Source organism: Caulobacter sp. HJHS_5, from assembly GCF_056683955.1.
The window spans coordinates 311,410-333,511 of record NZ_JBWZNC010000007.1; the positions used below are offsets into that span (position 1 = coordinate 311,410).

The following is a 22,102-nucleotide window of genomic DNA, read 5'->3' on the forward strand; positions in this document are numbered from 1 at the left end:
TGCTTCCCCGGGGCCGGGCTACTGGCGGTCGTCCCCCGACCGCTGACCTTGGCCGCCGGCTCATATCCGGGCCGGCGGCCGCCTTTCCCAACTTCGCGGGCGCCCAGACGCCGCCCCAACCCCGAACGGAGCAGATGATGGAAAGAGGTATCAAGCGATGGGCGGCCGGCCTTCTGCTGGGCGCGGCCCTGACGGCGCCCCTGGCGGCGCATGCCCAGGTATCGGTGCGCCAGGCCGCCAACAACGGACCGTATGACCCGGTGACGGTCGAGCTGACCGGCCCGCAGCTCGACGAGGCCAAGGGGGCCAATCCCTTCGCCGACTATCGCCTCGACGTCACATTCAGCGATGGCCAGTCCAGCTACACGGTTCCCGGCTACTTCCAGGGCTGCGCCGACGCCGCCGATCGCGGCTGCACCGGCGGCAAGCTCTGGCGGGCGCATTTTGTCCCGCAGCATGGCGGCGTCTGGACCTACAGCGTGGCCTTCCGCACCGGGACCGACATCGTGCCCAACGACGGGGAGGGTGCGCCGGTCGTCAAGGCCGATGGTCTGAAGGGTGAGTTCACGGTCGGCGCGACCCCGCGCAACGCGGTCCGCGCTCGCGGCCTGCTGCATTACACGGGCGAGCGCTACTATCGCTGGACCGGCGACAACAGCCTGTTCTTCAAGTGGGGCACGGACGCCCCGGAGAACATGCTCGCCTACGCCGACTTCGACGCGACGCCCAACTACAAGAACCTCCGCAAGACCTGGGCGCCGCACGCACGCGACTACGACGCCAGCGCCGCGCCCTACACCTGGGCCAAGGGCGCCAAGGGCAAGAACATCCTCGGGATGCTGCGCTATCTGCACGACCAGCAGCTCAACAGCGTCTCCATGCTGCTGTTCAACGTCGGCGGCGACGACCGCAACGTCGTGCCGCAGCTGATCAAGGGGCCGCTCGAGGCCTTCTCCGCGCTGGAAACCAAGGCGACCTGGACCGACGGCGTGGTGCACGACCGCTATGACGTCTCCAAGCTCGACCAGTGGCAACGTGTGCTCAGCTACGCCGACGAGCTCGGCCTGCACCTCCACTTCAAGCTGATGGAGGCCGAGAACGACGCCTTCATGGACAACAATACGGTGGGGCGCGAGCGCAAGATCTACATGCGGGAGATGGTCGCCCGCTATAACCACTACCTGGCGGTGACCTGGAACCTCGGCGAGGAGACCCACCAGGGCGCCAAGGAACTTGACGAGGAGTCGCGCTTCATCGCCGCCCTCGACCCCTACAACCATCCGCTGGTGGTCCACACCCATCCGCAGCAGAAGGAAATCTACCGCGGCCTGCTGGGCGGCGCCTCGGCCCTCAACGGCCTGTCGCTGCAAGGCATCTTCGACGACTATCGCGACATGCGCGGCGACGTCATCAAGTGGTCGCGGCTTTCCAAGGCGGCCGGTCGCCAGTGGGTGATCGCCTCGGACGAGCAGGGCGGCGCGGCGGGCGGCGCCCCGGTCGACGCCGACTATCCGCTCGAGAACACGCCCGACAAGAAGCGCGGCGTGCAGATCCCGCACGAACTGTTCCGCCGCCAGGTGGTCTGGAACGTGCTGATGAGCGGCGGCGACGGCGCGGAGGCCTACTACGGCTATCAGACCGCCTGCACCGACCTGAACTGCGAGGATCACCGCACCCGCGCCACCCTGTGGCGCGACGGGGTGAAGGCCCGCGAGTTCTTCGACAAGTACATCGGCCTCGACGCCCTGCGCCTGGAAGCCGATGACGACGTCACCCCCGCGCCCGACGACTATGTGCTGGCCGACCTCGGCAAGATGTACGTGATCTACGCGATCACCGAGGGCGCCACGGGCCTGTCGCCGTCGTTCGAGACCCGCTACGGCCGCGGCGCCAACATCCAGCTGCAGCTCTACAGCCAGACCGGCCGCTACAGCGTGCAATGGTACGACGCGCTGAAGGGCGGCGACCTGCAGAAGACCGCCATCGCCGAAGTGACCGGCGGCGCGATGGTCAACCTCGGCCGTCCGCCGGCCGGCGGCTCCGGCGAGTGGGCGATCATCGTCAAACGCATCGGCTGATCGGTTTCCGACCGATGGGTGGGGGCAAGGGGCGCGGCGCGGGCCGCGCCCACGCTGGCCGGATCATGGCCTGCGGCTCGGCCGCTTGCTCAGCGACATGATCGACGGCCGCGCGCCCGAGATCGAGGCCGCCGACCTCGCGATCGGCCGCTACGGCTGAAGCTCTTCGCGGCGACGCCGATCCTCGGCTAGAAGTCAGCGCAGCGGAGGACCACAGCCATGCGCACCATCACCCATTTCATCGACGGCGCGGCCGTCTCGGAAGTCGGCCGGGTGCAGGACGTGTTCAATCCCAGCGTCGGCGCGCCGCAGGCCCAGGTTCAGCTCGGCGACGCCGCGATCCTCGATCGCGCCGTGGCCAGCGCCATAGCCGCCCAGCCCGCGTGGGCGGAGACCAACCCCCAGCGGCGCGCCCGCGTGCTGTTCGAGTTCAAGCGCCTGATCGAGGCCAACATGCAGCCGCTCGCCGAGCTTCTGGCCAGCGAGCACGGCAAGGTCGTTTCCGACGCCAAGGGCGACATTCAGCGCGGGCTGGAGGTGGTGGAGTTCGCCTGCGGCGCGCCGCATCTGCTGAAGGGCGACTACACCCAGGGCGCCGGCCCGGGGATCGACGTCTATTCGATGCGCCAGCCGCTCGGCGTCGTCGCCGGCGTCACCCCGTTCAACTTCCCCGCCATGATCCCGCTGTGGATGCTCGCGCCCGCCGTCGCCTGCGGCAACGCCTTCATCCTGAAGCCCTCGGAGCGCGATCCCTCCGTGCCCGTCCGCCTGGCCGAGCTGTTCATCGAAGCCGGCGGCCCCAAGGGCGTGCTCAACGTCGTCCACGGCGACAAGACGGTGGTCGACGCCATTCTCGACCATCCGGACATCAAGGCCGTCAGCTTCGTCGGCTCCTCCGATATCGCCCAGTATGTCTACGGGCGCGGCGCGGCGAACGGGAAACGCATGCAGTGCATGGGCGGAGCCAAGAACCACGGCGTCGTCATGCCCGACGCCGACCTCGACCAGACCGTGGCCGACATCATGGGCGCCGCCTACGGCTCGGCCGGCGAGCGCTGCATGGCCATGCCCGTCGTCGTGCCGGTGGGCGAGAAGACCGCCGAGGCGCTGCGCGCCAAGCTCCTCCCGGCCATCGCCGCCCTGCGCGTCGGCGTCTCCAGCGATCCGGACGCCCACTACGGCCCGGTGGTCAGCGCCGCTCACAAGGCGCGCATCGCCGACTATATCCAGATGGCCGTCGACGAGGGCTCGGAGCTGGTCGTCGACGGACGCGGCTTCAGCCTGCAGGGCTACGAGGAAGGCTACTTCCTCGGCCCGACCCTGCTCGATCACGTCAAGCCGAGCATGAAGTCCTATCAGGACGAGATCTTCGGCCCGGTGCTGCAGATCGTGCGGGCCGAGACGGCGGCCGAAGCCGTGGGCCTGGCCTCGAAGCACCCGTACGGCAACGGCGTGGCCATCTTCACCCGCAACGGCGACGCCGCCCGCGACTTCGCCGATCAGGTCGAGGTCGGCATGGTCGGGATCAATGTGCCGATCCCGGTGCCGGTCGCCTACCACAGCTTCGGCGGCTGGAAGCGCTCGGGCTTCGGCGACCTGAACCAGTACGGCATGGACGGCATCCGCTTCTACACCCGCACCAAGACCGTCACCGCCCGTTGGCCAAAGGGCGGCGTGGTCATGGATCAGAGTTTCGTCATCCCGACCATGTCCTAGGCGAGGGCGAAGAGCCTCCGCCCTCGCGCTTCCTCGCTATCGGCCCTGGCGCATCCATGGTAGCCTCGCGCCAGTCCAAGGTGCGGTCGCTTCGACGCCGGCACGACGGCGAGCGTTGCGGCCACGTCCTTACCGGATTTGGAGGCGCCGCGATGGCCGCTGGCAATCACATTGAAAACCCCTTCGAATATTTCCTGCATGGGCTGAGCGACGCGTTCGCTCACATCGCCCGACCTCGCGACGAGGCCGCTCGGGCGGCGGCCCGGGTCGAGCCGCAGGTGCGACGTCTCGGGGTGAGCGACCTCAGGTCGGCCCTGAAGATGGGCCTGGCCGACTTCGCCGCCGCGCGCGACGACGTGGTGTTCCTGGCCGTGATCTACCCGCTCGCCGGCCTGATGCTCGCGGCGCTGGCGATGCAGATGGCGCTCGCGCCGCTGATCCTGCCGATGCTGACGGGCTTCGCCATCATTGGTCCCCTGGCCGCGGTGGGCCTCTACGAGATCAGTCGCCGTCGCGAACTCGGCGAGCAGGTGAACTGGGCCGACGCGGCCGGCGTGCTCCGCTCTCCGGCGATCGGGTCGATCGTCGCCATCGGCCTGGTGCTGATCGCGTTCTTCGTGGCTTGGGTCGCCGTCGCCTATACCTTGGGCGTCGTCGCCTTCGCGCAGGACGCGCCCGCGACGGCGGAGAACTTCTTTCGTCAGATCTTCGCCACGGGCGAGGGCGGGCGGATGATGGCCATCGGCGTCGCCGTGGGGTTCGTCTTCGCCCTGGCGGCGTTTGTGGTCAGCGTGGTCTCCTTCCCGCTGCTGCTCGACCGCCATGTGGACATGGACGTCGCCATCCGGACCTCGATCCGGGTGGTCGCCGAAAATCCCGCCGTCATGGCGCTTTGGGCCCTGATCGTCGCCGCGACCCTGGTGATCGGCGCCCTGCCGGCGCTGTTGGGATTGATTGTCGTGGTGCCGGTGCTCGGCCACGCCACCTGGCATCTCTACCGCAAGGCGGTGGTCTGACGGGCGGCGTCCTCGCCCGGCGCTAGGTCAGGAGCTGGGCGAGATAGCGATAGCTCGCGGCGGCGGCGGCCAGGGAGTCACCCGTAGACGGCGCGGTGTCCTGCTCGATATAGAAGTGCTTCAACCCGGCCTGATCGGCGGCGGCGAAGATCGGGCGGTAGTCGATCTCGCCCTGGCCGAGGCCGACGATCTGACCCGCCCCGGCCGCCAGGCGATTGAGCGGCCTGACGCCCTGCAGCGACTTCAGGTCCTTGAAGTCCTTCACGTGCCAGACTTCGTAGCGGCCCGGCGCGCGGCGGAAGAGCTCCAGCACATCGGCCCCGCCGGCGGTGGCCCAGCCGGCGTCGATCTCCAAGGCTACCAGGTCCGGATCGGTCTCGGACATGATGATGTCGTAGGGGACCTGGCTCGGCTTATCGGTCAGCGGCTCGAATTCCTCGGTGTGATTGTGGAAGATCACCTTGAGGCCGTGTTTCTTGGTGATCACCCCTGCGGCGTTCAACTCGGCCGCCACCTTCTTCACCTGCTCGGAGGTGGAGGGCGTCTGGCGGGAGATCGGGGCGCTGACCGCGACCGTGGTGTAGCGGTGGCCGATTCGCGCATAGGACTCGAGCGTCGGCTCGAACTGCGCTCCGGCCGGCGGGTTCACGTGGGTGACGGCGGAAATCAGGTGCGCGTCGTCCAGCGCCTTCTTCACCTGGTCGAACGACAGGCCGGCGTAGTTAAGTGTCGACTGAACTTCCTTGAAGCCGATGCTGGCCACCGCCTTCAGCGTGCCGGCGTAGTCGGTCGGGAAGCGGTCGCGGACGGTGTAGAGTTGCAGGCCGATCTTGTCGCGCCACTTGGCCAGGCTCGGGCGCGGCTGCGCGCCGACCGGAGCGGCGACGGCGGCGGCCCCGAACGAGGCCAGCCCCGCGAGGAGGGCGCGCCGGTCCAGGCCGGCGATACGGGACGTCGAAGTCATGGCCTCTCCCTATTGTTTATAACCGTCGGCCTCTGTGGGCCGGGCCGGTTCAGTCGAACGCGTCGGTCACTGCTGTTGGAAGCCGATCTTGCCCAAGGCCGCCATGTCGCTCGGCAGCGGCGCGCCGCCGGGCGCGCGGCCGTTCTTCGAGGCGAGATAGGCGATCAGGCTGGTGGTCTCATCGGGGCTCAGCGAGCCCGGCGCATCCTGCGGCATGCTGGCGTTGATGAATTCGAACAGGGCCCCGGCCGAGCCGGAGAGATAGTTGTCGAGCGCGCCCTCGCTCAGCGCCGGCCCGGCGCCGCCCTCCAGGTCCGACCCATGGCATTTCGAGCATTTGTCGGCGTAGGTCAGCCGCCCGCCGGCCACCTGTCCGGCGCTGAAGCTGAGGGGCGTCAAGGCTTCCTGGGCGGCGGCGTAGCCGGAAAAGGCCCCGACCATCAGCAGCATTCCCGCCAGGCCGAGGTAGCGCTTGCTGGGCATCTTCATGCGAGGCCGTCCTACAAAACCAGAGGCCGCCGCCAACCGAGCGGTCTAGCCACTTTTGAGCAAGTGGTTTATTCACTTGGCGGCCGGGTCCGTCAAGCGCGCGCAACAGCCGTCAGGGGCGATACGTCCCCAGACCACCCGGCGGGAAGAGGATGAGCCGGAAATGCGCCGTAAGTTCGTCTCCGCCGCCAGCGGCCTTGTCATCGCCGCCAGCCTCGCTTCGGCGGGGCTCGCCCGAGCCGCCGAGGCCTGGCCGCCGCCGGTCAAGTCGGGCCCTATCGCCACCACGCCGCTGTCGCCCGCCGACGAGCTGAAGACCATCGTCATGGCCCCGGGCTACAGGGCCCAGATCGCCGCCGCGGATCCGCTGCTCGACAATCCGGTCTCGATGAGCTGGGACTTCGACGGCCGCCTGTGGGTCATCGAATATCCCCCCTACATGCTGAACGGGGCTATCGACGGCTCGACCATGTTCCAGCCGAAGTCGCGCGTATCGGTGCTGGAGAGCACGAAGGGCGACGGCGTTTTCGACAAGAAGACCGTCTTCGCCGACGGCCTTATCCTGCCGCGCAGCGTGCTGGTCCTCGGTCCCGGCGACGTCCTGGTGCACGAGCCCAACGGCGTCTTCCGCATGCGCGACACCAACGGCGACCTGAAGGCCGACACCAAGGAGCAGGTGCTGGGCGCGTTCGGGGCCTTCAAGGGCGATGTCGAGCACACCGGCAACGGCCTGTTCTGGGGCCTCGACAACGTCATCTACAATTCCGAGATCGGCCTGGCGATGAAGTGGAAGGCCGGCAAGCTGGTCCCGATTCTCGCCGCCTCCAGCGGCCAGTACGGCGTCACCATGGACGACTACGGCCGGATCTATCGAGAGACCAATTCCAGCGCCCCGACCGTCTCCTACCTCGCCGACACTTACTACGCGCGCAATCCGCTGCTGCCGCGCAAACGGGGCGTCGCCGAATGGATCGGCGGACCGTCGCGGGACGCCAATGTGGTCTGGCCAATTCGCCCGACGCCCGGCCAGAACCGCGGCTACACCGCCAACTACTTCCGCGCCGACGGCACGGCCCGCGAACTGACCGCCGCCGGCGGCCTGCATCTCTATCGCGGCTCGGCGATGCCGGACCTGGCGGGCGATATCGTCACCACCGAGCCCTCCGGCAATCTTGTGGCGCGCTACCGCACCTACGACACCGGCTCCGGGGTCTATCTGCGCAAGGCCTACGAGAAGGGCGAGTTCATGGCCTCGACGGACGAGCGCTTCCGCCCCGTCTATGTGACCACGGGCCCGGACGGCGCCGTCTACGTCGCCGACATGTACAGCGGCGTGATCCAGAGCACGGCCTACATCACCCAGTACCTCGCCAACTACATCCGCAAGAACAAGCTCGATGACGAAGGCGGCGAGAACGGCCGCATCTTCCGCATCACCCAGGACGGGGCCAAGCTGACCTCCGGCAAGCCGAACCTGTCGAAGGCCTCGCCGGCCCAACTGGTCGCCAACCTGGCCAGCCCGGACGGCTGGCGGCGCGATATGGCCCAGCGCTTCATCGTCGCCCAAAACCTGCAGGCCGCCGTCCCTCAGCTCGGAAAGCTGCTGCAGACCTCGAAGGACCCCCTGGCCCGCATCCACGCCCTGTGGACGCTCGACGGTCTCGACGCGATCACGCCCGAGCAGGTGCTGGCCGCCTATCGCGATCCGTCGCGCGACGTCCGCGTCGCCGCCATCCGCATTTCCGAACGCTGGCTCGGCGACGCCGGCTCGCCGGTGACCCAGGCCTATCTCGCCATGATCGGAGCCGCCGGAGGCGACTGGGCGGTGCAGTATCAGCTCGCCGCCTCGGCGGGCGCGCTGGGCGACGGCGAACGCGTGAAGGCGATCCTGGCGGTCGCGGACGTCTACGGCGGCGATTACATCGCCCTCGACGCCGCCCTCAGCGGCCTGAAACTGGCCGACGTCGCCCCCGCGGCGAAGCAGTATCTCGCCGAGACCGGGCGGCAGGAATGGAGCCAGGCGCGCGAGCAGGCCCTGACCACCCTGGCGACGGCCGTTCTGCGCGGCGGCTCGGCCGCCGAGGTGGGCGATCTTCTGACGACCCTGGCCGCCAACGACACCCCGGCCTGGCAAAAGGCCGCCATCCTCGGCGCGAGCGAAGTGGCCCTGCTCGGCGCTCGCGATCCCGGCCAGGCGCCGGCCCTGCCGACGGGCAACTTCGGCCCCTGGGGCACGCCGGACGGCCAGGGGACCTCGGCCTTCCCGCAATTCATTTCCGAGAAGAACGCCGCCAACGCCAAGGGCAACGCCGAGTTCGCCGCCGCCTACCCGCCGCCCATCGCGCCGCGCGGGGCGCTCCGCAGCGTCGGCGGCGCCCCGACCCTGGTGCTCGCCGCCGAGCCGCCGGGCCTCGTGGCCATGACCACCGGCACGGGGGGCGACGCCCGCATGCGCACCCGCGCCAAGGCCCTGGCGGATCTCGTCGTCTGGCCCGGCAAGCCGGGCTACACGCCCTAGGGCTGCGTGGTAATGCCAATCGATGGCTCTAGTACGTTGGCGTCCGGTGTTTTTTGCTTTGCGCCGCCGCGCCGTTCGCCCATAACTGGTCCGACCAGTTCGGGCATTGAACCCGGTCGGTGAGCCAACCGGACATCGGGGAGGGCGACATGCAGTCTCGACCAGACACGACCAAGTGGTGGCATGGCCTGACGCGCTATGAGTGGTTCGTCATGTTCGTGGCGGGCTGCGCCTGGCTGTTCGACACCCTCGATCAGCGCCTGTTCTCCCTCGCCCGCATCCCCAGCCTCGCGGCCCTCATGCACATGCCGGGGCCGAGCCTCGAGGTGCAGGCCTTCGGCAAGGTGGTCACCGCCGCCTTCCTGATCGGCTGGGGCGTCGGCGGCCTCACCTTCGGGGCGCTGGGCGACCGGTTCGGCCGGGCGCGGATGCTCACCCTCTGCATCCTGCTCTATTCGATCTGCACCGGCCTGTCGGCCTTCAGCCGCAACGAGATGGACTTCGCCATCCTGCGGTTCGTCACCGGCCTCGGCATCGGCGGCGTCTTCGGCCTGGCGGTGGCCCTGATCGCCGAGAGCGTGCCGTCCAACGCAAGACTTGCGATGCTCGGCATTCTCCAACTGCTGGCCATCGTCGGCAATGTCGGCGCGGCGGTGATCAAGATGGGCGTCGACGCGCTCGATCCGAATCCGGCCTCCAGCTGGCGCTGGCTGTTCCTGATCGGCGCCCTGCCGGCGATCCTGGCGGTCAGCTCCGGCTTCTTCCTGAAGGAGCCGAAGGTCTGGCTGGACCGCAAACAGGCGGGCGACCTGCCCAAGGGCTTTATCCTCGGTCCCTATCGCGAACTGCTGTCCTCGGCGGGACAGCGCAAGAACCTGATCGTCGGCTCGTTGCTGGCCATCGCCGGGGTGGTCGGCCTCTGGGCCATCGGCGAGTACGCGGTCGACCTGCAGGACGCCGTGTTCACCGCCCACTTCAAGGCCAACGGCACGGGCGGCGCGCCGCTGGCGGTGGCCGTCGCTCAGGCCAAGAACAACGCCTATGTGCTGCAGATGCTCGGCGGCGCCGTCGGCACCCTGGCCTTCACCTGGATCGCGGCGCGCGTCGGCCGCCGGCCCGCCTTCCTGCTCGGCTTCGTCGCCGCCCTGGTGACGACCATCCTCGGCTATCTCTTCATGAGCAGCCCGACCGACGCCTACTGGATGATGCCGCTGATGGGCGCGGCTCAGTTCAGCGTGTTCGCCGGCTTCTCGATCTACCTGCCGGAGCTGTTCGGCTCGCGGGTGCGCAGCACGGGCGTCTCCTTCGCCTACAACCTCGGGCGGTTCGCCGCGGCCGGCGGCTCGTTCTTCTCGGCCCTGTTGACCACGCGGGTGTTCGGCGGCTTCGCCTCGCCCCTGCCGTTGCGCTACGCCGCCATCGCCATGAGCAGCGTCTTTGTGGTCGGCATCGTCACGGCGCTGCTGGCGCCGGAAACCAAGGGCAAGCCGCTGCCCGAATAGGCGGCTCGCCCCTTTTTAGTGCTCGCCCGCCGCCCGCGCCGCGGCGGGCCCAAGTTACGACCTACGCAAAGGACGACCAGTCATGGCCAAGCTTCGGATCGGCATCGCGGGCGCGGGTTTCGCCGCCCATTTCCACCTCGCCAGCTACGCCAAGGTGGTCGGCCAGGATTTCGAGGTCGCGGCCCTCTGCGCTTCCGACCCGGATCAACTCGCCGCCCTCGCCAAGCAGTTCAACATCGCCAAGACCTACGGCGATCTCGCCGACCTGCTGAACGATCCCGAGATCGATGTCATCGACATCTGCGTGCCCAACCATCTGCACATGAGCGTCGCCGCCCAGGCCGCCGCCAAGGGCAAGCACGTGATCTGCGAAAAGCCGCTCGGCGGCTTCTTCGGCCCTGAAGGCGCCGACATGGACTGGAGCGCCGAAGGCTACTCCCGCGCCGACATGCTGAAGGCCGTCATCGCCGAGGCCGACAAGGTCCGCGCCGCCATCGCCGCATCCGGCGTCACCTTCTGCTACGGCGAGAACTGGGTCTACGCCCCACCGGTCGTGAAGCAGAACCGTCTCCTGGCCGCCAGCGGCTCGACCATCATGCGCATCCGCGGCGAGGAGAGCCATTCCGGCTCCCACGGCGGCTACGCCAAGCGCTGGCGCACGGCCGGCGGCGGCTCGCTGCTGCGCCTCTGCGTGCATCCCCTGGGGGCCGCCATGTATCTGAAGGCCGAGGAAGGTCGTCGCCGCGACGGCAAGCCGATCCGCGCCGCCTCGGTCACCGCCTCGGTCGGCCGCCTCACCGAGATCGATTCCTTCAAGGCCGAGGAGACCAAGCACATGGTCACCGGCTGGGACGACGTCGAGGACTGGGGCTCGATGATCGTCACCTTCGAGGACGGCTCGGTCGGGGAATTCACCTCCACCGACACCCACCTCGGCGGCATCCACAACTACCTGACCGCCTATGGCTCGCGGGCGGTGGTCACCGCCAACATCAACCCGAACGACACGGTGAAGGCCTACACCCCGGCCGGCCGCTACTTCGAGAGCGAATACATCGTCGAGAAGATCGAGACCAAGGAAGGCTGGTCGTTCCCGGCCCCCGACGAGGACAGCATCACCGGCTATCCGCACGAACTGCGCGACTTCATCGACGCCATCGCCAACGGCCGCAAACCACAGAGCGACTTCGACCTGGCGTATCAGGTGCTGGTCACGGTCTATGCGGCCTATCTCAGCGCGGAGACCGGGCAGCGGGTGGAGTTGGGCGACCTGCTGCCGAAAGCATAGGGCAGGCAGTGACGGCTTGATCCGTCACCAAACTGTCTAAAAACTATACTAGGACCGTCATCTTTCTCGGGTGGCGGGTTCCTTGATGTCGCTGTGCACACGTGGGGTCGCCGCGGCGACTCTGGTCCTCGCTCTCGCGCCGACCGCTTCCCAAGCGCAGACCGTGCAGGAGCTGCAGCGGCAGATCGACGAGTTGAAGGCGCAGGTCGGCGTGCTGACCCAGGCCTTGAACGCCGCCGCCGCCCAGCAGCCGATGGCGACCGCGCCGGCGTCGCCGCCCGCCGCGACCTCGCCTTCCGCGCCGCCGCCCGTCGTGCAGATCGCCGCCGCCGCGCCGCCGCCGGCTCCCGTTTCCGCCTCCACCCCGGTCGAGCGCGTGAGGCTGCGCGGCTACACTCAGGTCCGCTACAACGCCCCGCTGAGTGGCGACTTCGACGCCCCCGCCGGTCAGTCGCGTCTCCGGTCCGTCCATGACGCCGCCATCAGCGAGGACGCCGGCTTCTCCCTGCGCCGGGTGCGCCTCGTGCTGCAGGGCCAGATCAACGATCGGCTGGAGCTCTATCTGCAGGAAGACTTCGGCACGGCGGTGAACAACCAGTCGAGCACCGAGCGGCGCGAGAGCTTCGGCCAGTTGCGCGACGCCTATGTCGACATCTTCGACCCCTCCCGCCGCTTCCGCCTGCGGGTCGGCCAATCGAAGGTCCCGTTCGGCTGGGAGAATCTGCAGTCTTCCTCAAACCGCGTGCCGCTCGACCGCTCGGACGCCATCAACAGCGCCATCCCCGGCGAGCGCGATCTCGGCGTGGTCGGCTACTACACGCCCCGCCACGTGCAGGCGGTGTGGGATCGCCTGGAGAAGGGCGGCCAGAAGCTGTTCGGCAACTACGGCGCCTTCGGCCTGGCGCTCTACAACGGTCAGGGCGTCAACCGCACCGAGCGCAACAACAGCCTGATGACCGTGGCCATGGGCACCTGGCCGTTCGAGCTCGACGGCCTCGGCCCGGCGTTCAGGGGGCAGGTGCTGGAACTCGGCGGCTCGGCGATGATCAACGATTTCCGGCCCGAAGTCCGCAGCGGCGGCGTCAGCGAGGCCGATTACGACGATCGCCGCGTGGCTCTGCACGCCGTCCTCTATCCGCAGCCCTTCGGGGTGCAGGCCGAGTGGACCACCGGCCGGGCGCCGCAGTTCGACACCGCCGCCAACGCCATCGCCGGCCACCGGCTGAACGGCGGATATGTGCAGATGATGTACGACCTCGGCGAGACCCCGGTCGGCCGGGTGATCCCCTACGGCCGCTGGCAGACCTACGACGGCGGTTGGAAGGCCAGCGTCAACGCGCCTCGCCTGCAGACCGACGAGCTGGAGCTCGGCGTGGAATGGCGGTTCCTCGGCAACATCGAACTGACCGTCGCCTACGCCAATATGAAGCGCCGGGAGGCCGACGAGCGCCGCGCCGGTCAGGCCGAGGGCGACCTGATCCGCACGCAGCTGCAGTTCACCTACTGAGCTCAAGCATCGGCGCTGGCCGGCTCGGCCGCCGCCTTGGCGCTGGCCACGGCGTCGCTGTCGCGGATCAGGCTGAACACCACGACCGCCCCGATCAGGTCGAACACGCAGAGGCAGACGAACAGCGGATTGTAGCCGATGGTGTTGGCCAGGGCGCCGACCATCAGCGAGAACAGCAGGCCGCCGGTCCAGGCCGCCGTGCCGCCCATGCCGGCGGCGGTGGCGACTTGTCGTGGCGGGAAGAGGTCGGCCGAGAGGGTGATCAGGGCGCCGGACAGCATCTGGTGGGCGAAGCCGCCGATGCAGAACATGGCGATGGCCCAGTAGGCGTCGGTCGCCAGGCTGATGCAGGCCGGCCCGAGCATCAGCACGGCGCCGCACAGCACGGTCAGTTGCCGGGCGCGGATCAGGCCGGTCTTTCCGAAGCGCATGAAGAACGGCGACATGTAGCCGCCGACGATGGAGCCGAGGTCGGCCGCCAGGAACGGAATCCAGGCGAAGAGGGCGATCTCCTTCAGGTTCATGCCCCGCTCGGTGGAGAGATATAGCGGAATCCAGAAGGTGAAGGTCTGCCAGGCTGGGTCGGCCAGGAAGCGAGGGATGGCGATGGCCCAGATCTTCCGGGTGCGGGCGATCTCGAGCCATGAGGGCTTCTTCGAACCGGCGTCGTCCTCCGCCGGGTGCTGGCCGGCCTCGATGTAGGCCAACTCCTCGGCGCTGATCGCCGGGTGCTCCTGCGGCTTGCGGTAGAAGATCCACCACAGCACCGCCCAGACGAGGCCGATGGCCCCGGTGACCACGAAGGCGATCTGCCAGCTGCCCTTGAGGATGCACCAGATCACCAGCGGCGGGGCGATCATGCTGCCCACCGCGGTGCCGATGTTGAACCAGCCGGTGGCGACCGACCGCTCCTTGTCGGGGAACCACTCGCCCACCGCCTTGATCCCGGCCGGGATCACCGCGCCTTCCGACAGGCCGAGCAGGCCGCGGAAGAAGGCCAGCGAGCCCCAGCCGCCGGCGAAGGCGTGCAGCATGTTGGCCACCGACCAGCCGATGGCGAAGATCAACAGGCCGAGCTTGGTGCCCAGCACGTCCAGGATCCAGCCCGCGAAAGGCTGGACGATGGTGTAGGCCAGCTGGAAGCCGGCCACGACGTAGGAATACTGCTGGGTGGTGAGCCCCAGCTCCTTGGTCAGGGTCGGAGCGGCCACGCCGAGCGAGCTGCGCGCCAGGTAGTTCACCGTGGTGCCCAGCATCACCAGGCCGATGATCCACCAGCGCAGATGCTTCACCGTGCGACGAGCAGCCATGGTCTTCCTCCCGGCGCTCTGGCGGCGCCTGTTCTTGGATAGGGGCTAGATCACCAGTTGAAGAGGGTGCCGTCCTCCAGCCGGTTCACCGGCAGGCTCATCGGACGGTAGGGGTATTTCGCCGCCAGCGCTTCGTCGATGTCGACGCCGTGGCCGGGCGCTTCGCCCGGGTGCAGGTCGCCGTCCGCGAAGGTGTAGGCATGCGGGAACACGGCGTCGGTCTCAGCCGTGTGGCGCATGTATTCCTGGATGCCGAAGTTCGGCACCCACAGGTCGAAGTGCAGGGCCGCGCCCATGCACACCGGCGAGAGGTCGGTCGCTCCGTGGAAGCCGGTGCGCACGTTGTTGATCTCGGCCAGGTGGGCGATGCGGCGCACGTGGCTGATGCCCCCGCCGTGCACGATCGTCGTGCGGATGTAGTCGATCAGCTGCTCTTCGATCAGCTGCTTGCAGTCGTAGACGGTGTTGAACACCTCGCCGACGGCCAGCGGCGTCGTGGTGTGCTGGCGGATGTGGCGGAACGACGCCTGGTTCTCCGCCGGGGTCACGTCTTCCAGCCAGAACGGGCGATAGGGCTCCAGGTCCTTGCCCAGGCGCGCCGCCTCGATGGGGGTCAGGCGGTGGTGGCTGTCGTGCAGCAGGTGCACCTCGTCGCCCAGGGCCTCGCGCGCGGCCTCGAACAGCTTCGGCACCGTCGGCAGGTACTTGTGCGTCGACCAGACGTTCTCGGTGGGGAAGGTCGCGTCGGCCGGCTCGTAGAACATCTTGTCCTTGGAGACGCCGTAGGTGCTGGCCAGGCCGGGCACGCCGGTCTGCAGGCGGATCGCCTTGTAGCCCAGAGACTTGTAATGCTTGGCCGCGTCGATGGTCTCGTCGATGTTGGCCCCGTTGGCGTGGCCATAGACCATCACGCCTGTGCGGCTCGCGCCGCCGAGCAGTTGGTAGAGCGGCATGTTCGCCGTCTTGGCCTTGATGTCCCACAGCGCCATGTCGACCGCCGCGATGGCCGACATCGTCACCGGCCCCCGACGCCAGTAGGCCCCGCGGTAGAAGAACTGCCAGATGTCCTCGATCTGGTGCGCGTCGCGGCCGATCAGCTGCGGGCAGATGTGGTCCTGCAGGTAGGACACGACCGACAGCTCGCGCCCGTTCAGGGTCGCGTCGCCGATGCCGTAGGTCCCGCCCTCGGTCTCGATCTTCAGGGTGACGAAGTTGCGGCCGGGGCAGGTGACGATGACGCGGGCGGCGGTGATCTTAAGCATCGAGGGTCTTCCGGACGGGAGGAGGAGAAAAAGCGGTCACGCCTGGGCCTCCGCGACGGCGGCGATCAGGCGGGCGTCGGCGCGCAGGGCCGGCGGCAGGAAGTCGGGCAGGGCGGTCTCGACCGCGGCGCCCGGGCGCTCGCGCTCAAGCCAGGCGCGGACGACTTCGGACATCACCGGCGCCTTGCGGCCGGCGGCCAGGTCGCTCTGCATCAGCGGATAGAGGCGTTCGGCCAGCTTCTGGGCGCCGTCCTGGGCGATCTGGTCCAGCCGATGGTCTATCATCGGATTGGCGAAGCGCTCGACCGTCGGCTTCCAATAACCGGCGACCGGCAGCTCGGGCAGGGCGGGGGCGACCTCCAGCCGGATCATCGCCTCCAGTCGCGTGCGCAGCTCCGTATCGGCGATGGCTTCGCGCACATAGGTGTGGCCCCGGCGCAGGCCGAGGTAGGCGAGGGCCGAGTGCGCGGCGTTCAGCACATGCAGCTTCAGGCGGCGGTAGTCGCCCACCTTGCCGACGATCTCGACGCCGGCGGGCCAGGCCGGACGCGGCCCGGCGAAGCGGTCCTCGATCACCCACTGGGCGAAGGCCTCGCGCTGCACCGACGCTTCGTCGGTCAGGCCGACGGCGGCATCGACGCGCGCCCGGCTGATGTCGTCCGAGGCCGGCACGATGCAGTCGACCATGGTCTCGGGGAAGCTCGCCACGGAATCGAGAGCGGCGGCCAGCTTGGGCGCCTTGCGCTCGGCGAAGGCGCGCACCGCCGCCTCCAGCCGTCGGCCGTTGCCGGCCAGGTTGTCGCAGCTGATCACCGTCACCGGTGCCATGCCCCGTCGGCGCCGCAGGTCGAGCGCCTCGACCAGCACGCCGATGGCCGAGACCGGCGGCCCGTCGCCGAGGTCGTGGACGATGTCCGGGTGGTCGAAGTCGAGACTGTCGCCGGCCAGGCAGTAGCCCTTCTCGGTCACCGTCAGGGTGACGATCTTGGCGCTCGGCGCGGCCAGGGCCTCGATCACCGCCAGCGGATCGAGCGGCAGGGTCAGGCTGCGGATCAGGGCGCCGACAATGCGATAGCTCGGCTGCCCGGCCAGGGTTTCGACCGTATAGAGCCCGTTCTGCGGGTTGAGGCTCGCCGCCACGTCCGGCTTGCGCATCGAGACGCCGACGATGCCCCAGTTTCCGCCCCCCGCCGCGATGGCGTCGTCGGTGAACACCGCCTGGTGCGCGCGGTGAAAGGCGCCCAGCCCGAGGTGGACGATGCCCGGCTTCAGCCCCGCGACGTCGTAGCGCGGCGTGGCGACGCCGGCGCGGGCCAGCGGCAGCGTGGCGCGCGACAGCCTCATAGTCGGTAGGCCGCCTTCGGCAGATTGTAGGTCAGGTCGACGGCGATCTCCTCGGCCTCGTCGATCGACAGCCGGTGCTGCGAGACCAGTTCGGCCAGGTAGGCGCAGTCCACGCGGCGGGCGAGGTCGTGCCGCGCCGGGATCGACAGGAAGGCCCGCGTGTCGTCGTTGAAGCCGACGGTGTTGTAAAAGCCCGCCGTCTCGGTCACCTGCCGGCGGAAGCGCATCATGCCTTCCGGGCTGTCGTGGAACCACCAGGCCGGGCCGAGGCGCAGGCAGGGATAGTGACCGGCCAGGGGCGCCAACTCGCGGGCGTAATTGCTCTCGTCCAGGGTGAACAGGATCAGCGTCAGGTCGGTGCGGTTGCCTACCTTGCCGAGCAGCGGCTTCAGCGCGTCGGTGAACGAGACGCGCTGCGGAATGTCGGCCCCCTTGTCGCGGCCGTAGGTCTGCATCAGCCACGGGTTGTGGTTGCGCGACGAGCCGGGGTGCAACTGCATGGTCATGCCGTCGTCGCAGGCCATCAGGGCGAGCTCGGTCAGCATCTGGGCGCGGAACAGCTCGGCGTCCTCAGGCGTAGCCCCGCCCTTGGCCACGCGGGTCAGCAGGTCTTGCGCCTCGGCGGCCGAAAGGTCGGCGGTGCGGGCGGTCGGGTGGCCGTGGTCGGTCGCCGTGGCGCCCCCGATATCGCGGAAATAGGCGCGCCGCTTGGCGTGGGCCGCCAGATAGCCCTTCCAGCTCAGCACGTCCTCGCCGGTCAGCTCGGCCAGGCCGGCGAGGTTGGCGACGAAGTCCTCACGGTCCGGATCGATCACGTCGTCGGGGCGGTAGGTGGTGATCACCCTGCCGTTCCAACCCGAGCGCTTCAGTGCCTGGTGATGCGGCAGGGCGTCGAGCGCGCCCTCCGTGGTGGCGATGGCCTCGATGCCGAAGCGTTCGAACAGCGCCCGCGGCCGGAAGGCGTCGGTCGCCAGGGCTTCGTTGATGGTGTCGAAATAGAGGTCGGCCGTCTCCGCGCTCAGCAGCTTGTCGAGGCCGAACAGAGTGGCGAAGGCGTGGTCGAGCCAAAGGCGCGACGGCGTGCCGCGAAACAGGCGGTAGTTGGCGGCGAAGCGGCGCCAGATCGTGCGGCGGTCGCGCTCGACGGTCAGGCCGCCGCCCTCGAAGCCAAGCTCGTTCAGGCCGATGCCCTGGCTGTAGAGCATCCGCAACACATAGTGGTCCGGCCACAGGAACAGCGAGACCGCGTCCTCGAACGGCTCATTCCGGGCGAACCACGAAGGATCGACGTGACCGTGCGGGCTGATGATCGGCAGGCTTTCCACCCGTTCGAACAGGCGCGTCGCCAGCGCACGCACCGTGGCGTCGGCGGGGAAGAAGCGCTGCGGATGAAGGTTCAACGGTTGTGCCATTGGTCTATCCCGGAGGCGCGCCTACCTGTATAAGTGGTCTTACCTGTTGAGGGGGTTGGCTAGGCGATGTCAACCGAATTGTAGTTGGCTCACCCCGTTCGTGGCCCCTACAATCGCCGCCGACACGACCTTCGGGAGCTTCATGAGCAAGACGACCAGCAGCGCGCGGAAACTCTACCAGCAGGTCGCATTGGCGCTGGAGGAGGCCATCGTCGCCGGACGGTATAAGCCGGGCGACCGTCTGCCGGCCGAGCGCGATCTGGCCGAGGAGTTCGGCGTCAGCCGCCCCACCGTGCGCGAGGCCATGCTGGCCCTGGAGATTCGCGGCTTCGTCGAGGCGCGCCACGGGTCGGGCATCTATGTGCGCGAAAACCCCGATCCCGCCGCGCCGCGCGAACTCGACATCGGCGCCTTCGAGCTAACCGAGGCGCGACTGCTGTTCGAAGGCGAGGCCGCCGCCCTGGCCGCCACCACCATCTCCGACGAGCAACTGGCCGGCCTCGAAGCCAGCCTCGCCGAAATGGCTCACGAGAATGAGGGCGAATACAAGGGCGAGCAGGCCGACCGCCGCTTCCACATCGGCATCGCCGAGGCCACCCGCAACAGCGCCATCGTCAGCGTGGTCGAGACCCTGTGGGACCTGCGCTATCGCTCGCCGCTCTGCCGCCACATGCTGAAGCGCGCGCGCGAAGTCGGGGTGAAGCCGCGCGTCGACGAGCATCGCATCCTGCTCGACGCCCTGGCGGCGCGCGATCCCCAGGCGGCCCGCAAGGCCATGCGCGATCACCTCGAGCGCGTGATCGAGGCCATCCTCGCCGCCACCGAGCTGGAAGAGGTCGAGCGCGTGCGCGGCGAGGTCGCCGCCCGCCGCACCGAATACGCTCGCCGCCTGGCGGTCTGAGGCGCGCGCTTTTCGCATTTCAGTCGTGCGAAAATGCGTCTGGACACGATCTCCGACCCTCCACAATGTCCCGCTTACGGCGATCCTGTGAGTTCGCTCAGAAACTAGAGAGCCGGAGCTTCCCAGGCGCTCGCCGCGAAGACTTCGGTCAGGCGTCCAGATCCGCCGCCATCGGCGGGTCGGGGGAGGAAGCATGCGATATCGAGCGACGATCGGGGCGGGCGCCCTGGTGGGTCTGGCGCTGACAACGTTTGCACTGGCGCAGGCTCCGCCGCCCGCCCAGCCGGCGGCCGCGACGCTCGATCCCGCCTCCGTGGCGCGGGGGGGCGTTCTCTTCGATTCTCTGGCCTGTTCCGGCTGCCACGGCGCTCAGGGCCTCGGCGGGGCCGCCAACGCCGCGGACCTCACCAAGTCCGCCCTCGCCCAGACGCCCGATGGCGGGCGCACCCTGGCCGCCTTCCTGCAGGTCGGTCGGCCCGAACTCGGCATGCCCCCGTCGCGCGCCCTAACGGCCCAGGAAGCCGCCGACCTGTCGGCCAAGATCCGTTCGTTGGCGCCCCCGCCGGCCCCGCCGCAATCGGCCGCCGCCGCCGCCCGCGCCGCCCTGCCGGCGGCCCTGGCCGGTCAGGACCTGTCGATCGTCATCGGCGATCCGAAGATCGGCAAGGCTTACTTCAACAGCCCCGAGGCCCGCTGCTCGACCTGCCACGCCGTCGAGGACGGCAAGACCGGCACGGCCGCCAACCTCGCTCATGTCGCCGGCAAGTACAAAGCCGAGAAGGACCTGCAGCAGCAGTGGATGCTTCCGGGCCGCGACATCAATTGGTCGCCCCGCAAGGACAACACCGTCACCGCCGTCGCGACCTTCGCCGACGGCCGCGAGGCGCGCGGCTTCCTGACCAGCGTCTCGGACTTCAAGCTCGTGATCCGCGACGCCGCCGGCAAGATCACCAACATTCCCCGCGTGGACGGCGAGCCGAAGGTTCGCCTCGAGGATCGCCTGCAGGCCCACCTCGATCTGATGGACGTCTATCAGGACAACGACATCCACAACCTCACCGCTTACCTGGCGACCCTGAAATGAGCCTCAAATCAGCCCTGCTCGCAGGCGGCGTCTCGCTCGCCCTGCTGTCCGCCCCGGCCGTTGCCCAGACACCTCAAACCGTCGCCCAGACGCCTCCCGCCGCGCCGCCCGCCAAGGTCGGCGGTCGGCCCAACAGGGTCGCCAAGATCAAGCCCGTGACCCAGGCCGACCTGCTGAAGCCCGCCGGCGACGAGTGGCTCAGCTACCACGGCGCCTACAACGGCGAACACTTCAGCACGCTCTCCGACGTCACCACGGCCAACGTCGGCCAGCTGAAGCGCGCCTGGATCAGCGACGTCGACAGCCCCGTGCCGTCGCCGCGCGCCGCCGCGCCGGACCTGACGGCCCGCCCGGGCGAAACCGGGGTTGGCGGCCGCTCGGTCCCCGGCTCGATCTCGTCGGGCGTGCTGATGCGCTCGGGCGTCCTGTTCTTCACCGCCGGGCTGAACGCCTATGCGGTCGACGCCAAGACCGGCAAGCAGATCTGGCACTATGTCGCCCGCCAGAGCGGCGGTCTCTCCAACCGGGGCTTCGCCATCTCCGGCGACAAGCTGCTGGTGCTCTATAACCGGGGCATCACCTGCCTCGACGCCAAGAGCGGCAAGGAGCTGTGGGCCAAGGAATACGGCGGTCCGAACCTGCCGATGGCCCCGCTGGTCGTCCGCGACCACGTCTACGTCACCGCTGGGGGCGACGGCGCGCGCACGCGCGGCTTTCTGGCCTCGCTCAACGTCAACACCGGCGAGCGGGAGTGGGTCGTCTACACCACGCCCAAGGAGGGCGAGTTCGGATTTAATACCTGGCCGTCGGAGGAGACCGCCGCCGTCTCCAACGGCTCGGCCTGGATGACCCCCGCCTACGATCCGGAGACCAACCTGCTGATCTATGGCACCGGCAACCCGACCCCGATCAAGGACGGCCGCGCCCGTCCGGGCGACAATCTGTTCTCGGACTCGACGCTCGCGCTCGACGCCGACACCGGCAAGATGGCCTGGTACTTCCAGGCCACCCCGAACGACGACCACGACTACGACAACAACCAGGGCATGATCTTCGCGGACCTGCCGGTCGACGGCAAACCCCGCAAGCTGGTCACCTGGATTTCGCGCAACGGCTACCAGTTCACGCTCGACCGGGTGACCGGCGAGCATATCCTCACCCACAAGGCGCTCGACATCGCCAACTGGGCCAAGCCGAAGCTGCGTTTCAGCGGCACGCCCGAGAAGGATCAGAACAAGGCGATCAACCGCGGCGGCGTGCTGCTGGCTCCGAACTCCGACGGCTATGTGAACTTCACGGCCCAGTCGTTCAGCCCGGTCACCGGCCTGCACTACGCCAACACCAGTCGCACGCGCAGCATGTTCTACTGGAGCGGCGAGGGCTTCTTCGGCAACACCACCACCGCCCTGCAGGCGTCCGATCCGGTCACCGGCAAGGTGGTCTGGGAGCACAAGTACCTGGAGCCGCACACCCCGCTGCGGACCAAGACAGCCAGCGTGCTGTCGACCGCCGGCGGCCTGCTGTTCAGCGGCGACATCTCGGGCAACTTCATCGCCTTCGACGGCAGGACCGGGAAAATTCTCTGGCACGACGAACTGCCCGATTCGACATCCTTCGGCGTGCCGATCAGCTATCGGCTGGACGGCAAGCAGTACGTCATGGTCCCGGCCGGCTCGAAACTGGTTGCCTACGTCCTGAAATAGGAGCGGGG

Annotated in this window: 16 protein-coding genes; 10 read left to right on the forward strand and 6 right to left on the reverse strand. The window is 68.7% G+C overall.

The genetic code is table 11. The features are described from left to right. The first annotated feature begins 137 nt into the window (after positions 1-137). From ACFLIT_RS15620 to ACFLIT_RS15630, 3 genes are all read left to right on the forward strand, one after another. Complete coding sequence (locus ACFLIT_RS15620; RefSeq protein ID WP_479912177.1) at positions 138-2,078, forward strand: DUF5060 domain-containing protein; 1,941 nt, start codon at positions 138-140, stop codon at positions 2,076-2,078. Positions 2,079-2,297: 219 nt separating this feature from the next. Then, positions 2,298-3,794: a CoA-acylating methylmalonate-semialdehyde dehydrogenase gene (locus ACFLIT_RS15625; RefSeq protein WP_479912178.1), complete on the forward strand. Its 1,497-nt coding sequence runs from the start codon at positions 2,298-2,300 to the stop codon at positions 3,792-3,794. A gap of 152 nt (positions 3,795-3,946) precedes the next feature. Then, positions 3,947-4,810: a DUF2189 domain-containing protein gene (locus ACFLIT_RS15630; protein ID WP_479912179.1), complete on the forward strand. Its 864-nt coding sequence runs from the start codon at positions 3,947-3,949 to the stop codon at positions 4,808-4,810. Between the two features lie 22 nt (positions 4,811-4,832). On the opposite strand, the gene ACFLIT_RS15635 is transcribed toward ACFLIT_RS15630, so the two are convergent. Together ACFLIT_RS15635 and ACFLIT_RS15640 are read right to left on the reverse strand one after the other, a co-directional pair. Beyond that, on the reverse strand, positions 4,833-5,774 hold the full coding sequence (locus tag ACFLIT_RS15635; protein ID WP_479912180.1) for a sugar phosphate isomerase/epimerase family protein: 942 nt from the start codon (positions 5,772-5,774) through the stop codon (positions 4,833-4,835). Between the two features lie 66 nt (positions 5,775-5,840). Then, entirely contained in the window at positions 5,841-6,263 is a 423-nt protein-coding gene (locus ACFLIT_RS15640; RefSeq protein ID WP_479912181.1) for a c-type cytochrome, read from the reverse strand. A 163-nt stretch (positions 6,264-6,426) separates the two neighbouring features. On the opposite strand from ACFLIT_RS15640, the gene ACFLIT_RS15645 reads away from it, so the two are divergent. The 4 genes from ACFLIT_RS15645 to ACFLIT_RS15660 all read left to right on the forward strand — a co-directional run bounded on the left by ACFLIT_RS15645 (position 6,427) and on the right by ACFLIT_RS15660 (position 13,078). Next, the gene (locus ACFLIT_RS15645) at positions 6,427-8,781 is read left to right on the forward strand and encodes a DUF7133 domain-containing protein (protein WP_479912182.1); all 2,355 of its coding nucleotides are present in this window, start codon (positions 6,427-6,429) and stop codon (positions 8,779-8,781) included. 149 nt (positions 8,782-8,930) lie between these two features. Beyond that, positions 8,931-10,283 carry an MFS transporter gene (locus ACFLIT_RS15650; RefSeq protein ID WP_479912183.1) on the forward strand — a complete coding sequence of 451 codons (1,353 nt, stop codon included), beginning with the start codon at positions 8,931-8,933 and terminating at the stop codon, positions 10,281-10,283. An 82-nt stretch (positions 10,284-10,365) separates the two neighbouring features. Next, positions 10,366-11,571 carry a Gfo/Idh/MocA family protein gene (locus ACFLIT_RS15655; protein ID WP_479912184.1) on the forward strand — a complete coding sequence of 402 codons (1,206 nt, stop codon included), beginning with the start codon at positions 10,366-10,368 and terminating at the stop codon, positions 11,569-11,571. Between the two features lie 85 nt (positions 11,572-11,656). Further along, positions 11,657-13,078 carry a porin gene (locus ACFLIT_RS15660; protein WP_479912185.1) on the forward strand — a complete coding sequence of 474 codons (1,422 nt, stop codon included), beginning with the start codon at positions 11,657-11,659 and terminating at the stop codon, positions 13,076-13,078. A 2-nt stretch (positions 13,079-13,080) separates the two neighbouring features. Here ACFLIT_RS15660 and ACFLIT_RS15665 read toward each other — a convergent pair whose 3' ends face one another. Genes ACFLIT_RS15665 through uxaC form a run of 4 tightly spaced genes read right to left on the reverse strand, consistent with a single transcriptional unit; the run spans position 13,081 to position 18,406 of the window. Then, on the reverse strand, positions 13,081-14,388 hold the full coding sequence (locus ACFLIT_RS15665; RefSeq protein WP_479912186.1) for an MFS transporter: 1,308 nt from the start codon (positions 14,386-14,388) through the stop codon (positions 13,081-13,083). 50 nt (positions 14,389-14,438) lie between these two features. Beyond that, complete coding sequence (gene manD, locus ACFLIT_RS15670; RefSeq protein WP_479912187.1) at positions 14,439-15,650, reverse strand: D-mannonate dehydratase ManD; 1,212 nt, start codon at positions 15,648-15,650, stop codon at positions 14,439-14,441. Between the two features lie 36 nt (positions 15,651-15,686). Continuing rightward, positions 15,687-16,994, reverse strand: a complete 1,308-nt coding sequence (locus ACFLIT_RS15675; RefSeq protein ID WP_479912188.1) for a mannitol dehydrogenase family protein — start codon at positions 16,992-16,994, stop codon at positions 15,687-15,689. After that, on the reverse strand, positions 16,991-18,406 hold the full coding sequence (uxaC, locus tag ACFLIT_RS15680; RefSeq protein ID WP_479912189.1) for a glucuronate isomerase: 1,416 nt from the start codon (positions 18,404-18,406) through the stop codon (positions 16,991-16,993). The genes ACFLIT_RS15675 and uxaC overlap by 4 nt, the downstream gene beginning before the upstream one ends. Before the next feature lie 142 nt (positions 18,407-18,548). On the opposite strand from uxaC, the gene ACFLIT_RS15685 reads away from it, so the two are divergent. The 3 genes from ACFLIT_RS15685 (at position 18,549) to ACFLIT_RS15695 (ending at position 22,094) form a co-directional block, all read left to right on the forward strand. Further along, a complete protein-coding gene (locus tag ACFLIT_RS15685) occupies positions 18,549-19,307 on the forward strand; it encodes a FadR/GntR family transcriptional regulator (RefSeq protein ID WP_479912190.1) in 759 nt (252 codons plus the stop codon). A 193-nt stretch (positions 19,308-19,500) separates the two neighbouring features. Then, positions 19,501-20,391: a c-type cytochrome gene (locus ACFLIT_RS15690; RefSeq protein ID WP_479912191.1), complete on the forward strand. Its 891-nt coding sequence runs from the start codon at positions 19,501-19,503 to the stop codon at positions 20,389-20,391. Next, a complete protein-coding gene (locus tag ACFLIT_RS15695) occupies positions 20,388-22,094 on the forward strand; it encodes an outer membrane protein assembly factor BamB family protein (RefSeq protein ID WP_479912192.1) in 1,707 nt (568 codons plus the stop codon). Before ACFLIT_RS15690 ends, ACFLIT_RS15695 begins: the two co-directional genes overlap by 4 nt. Positions 22,095-22,102 lie beyond the last annotated feature (8 nt).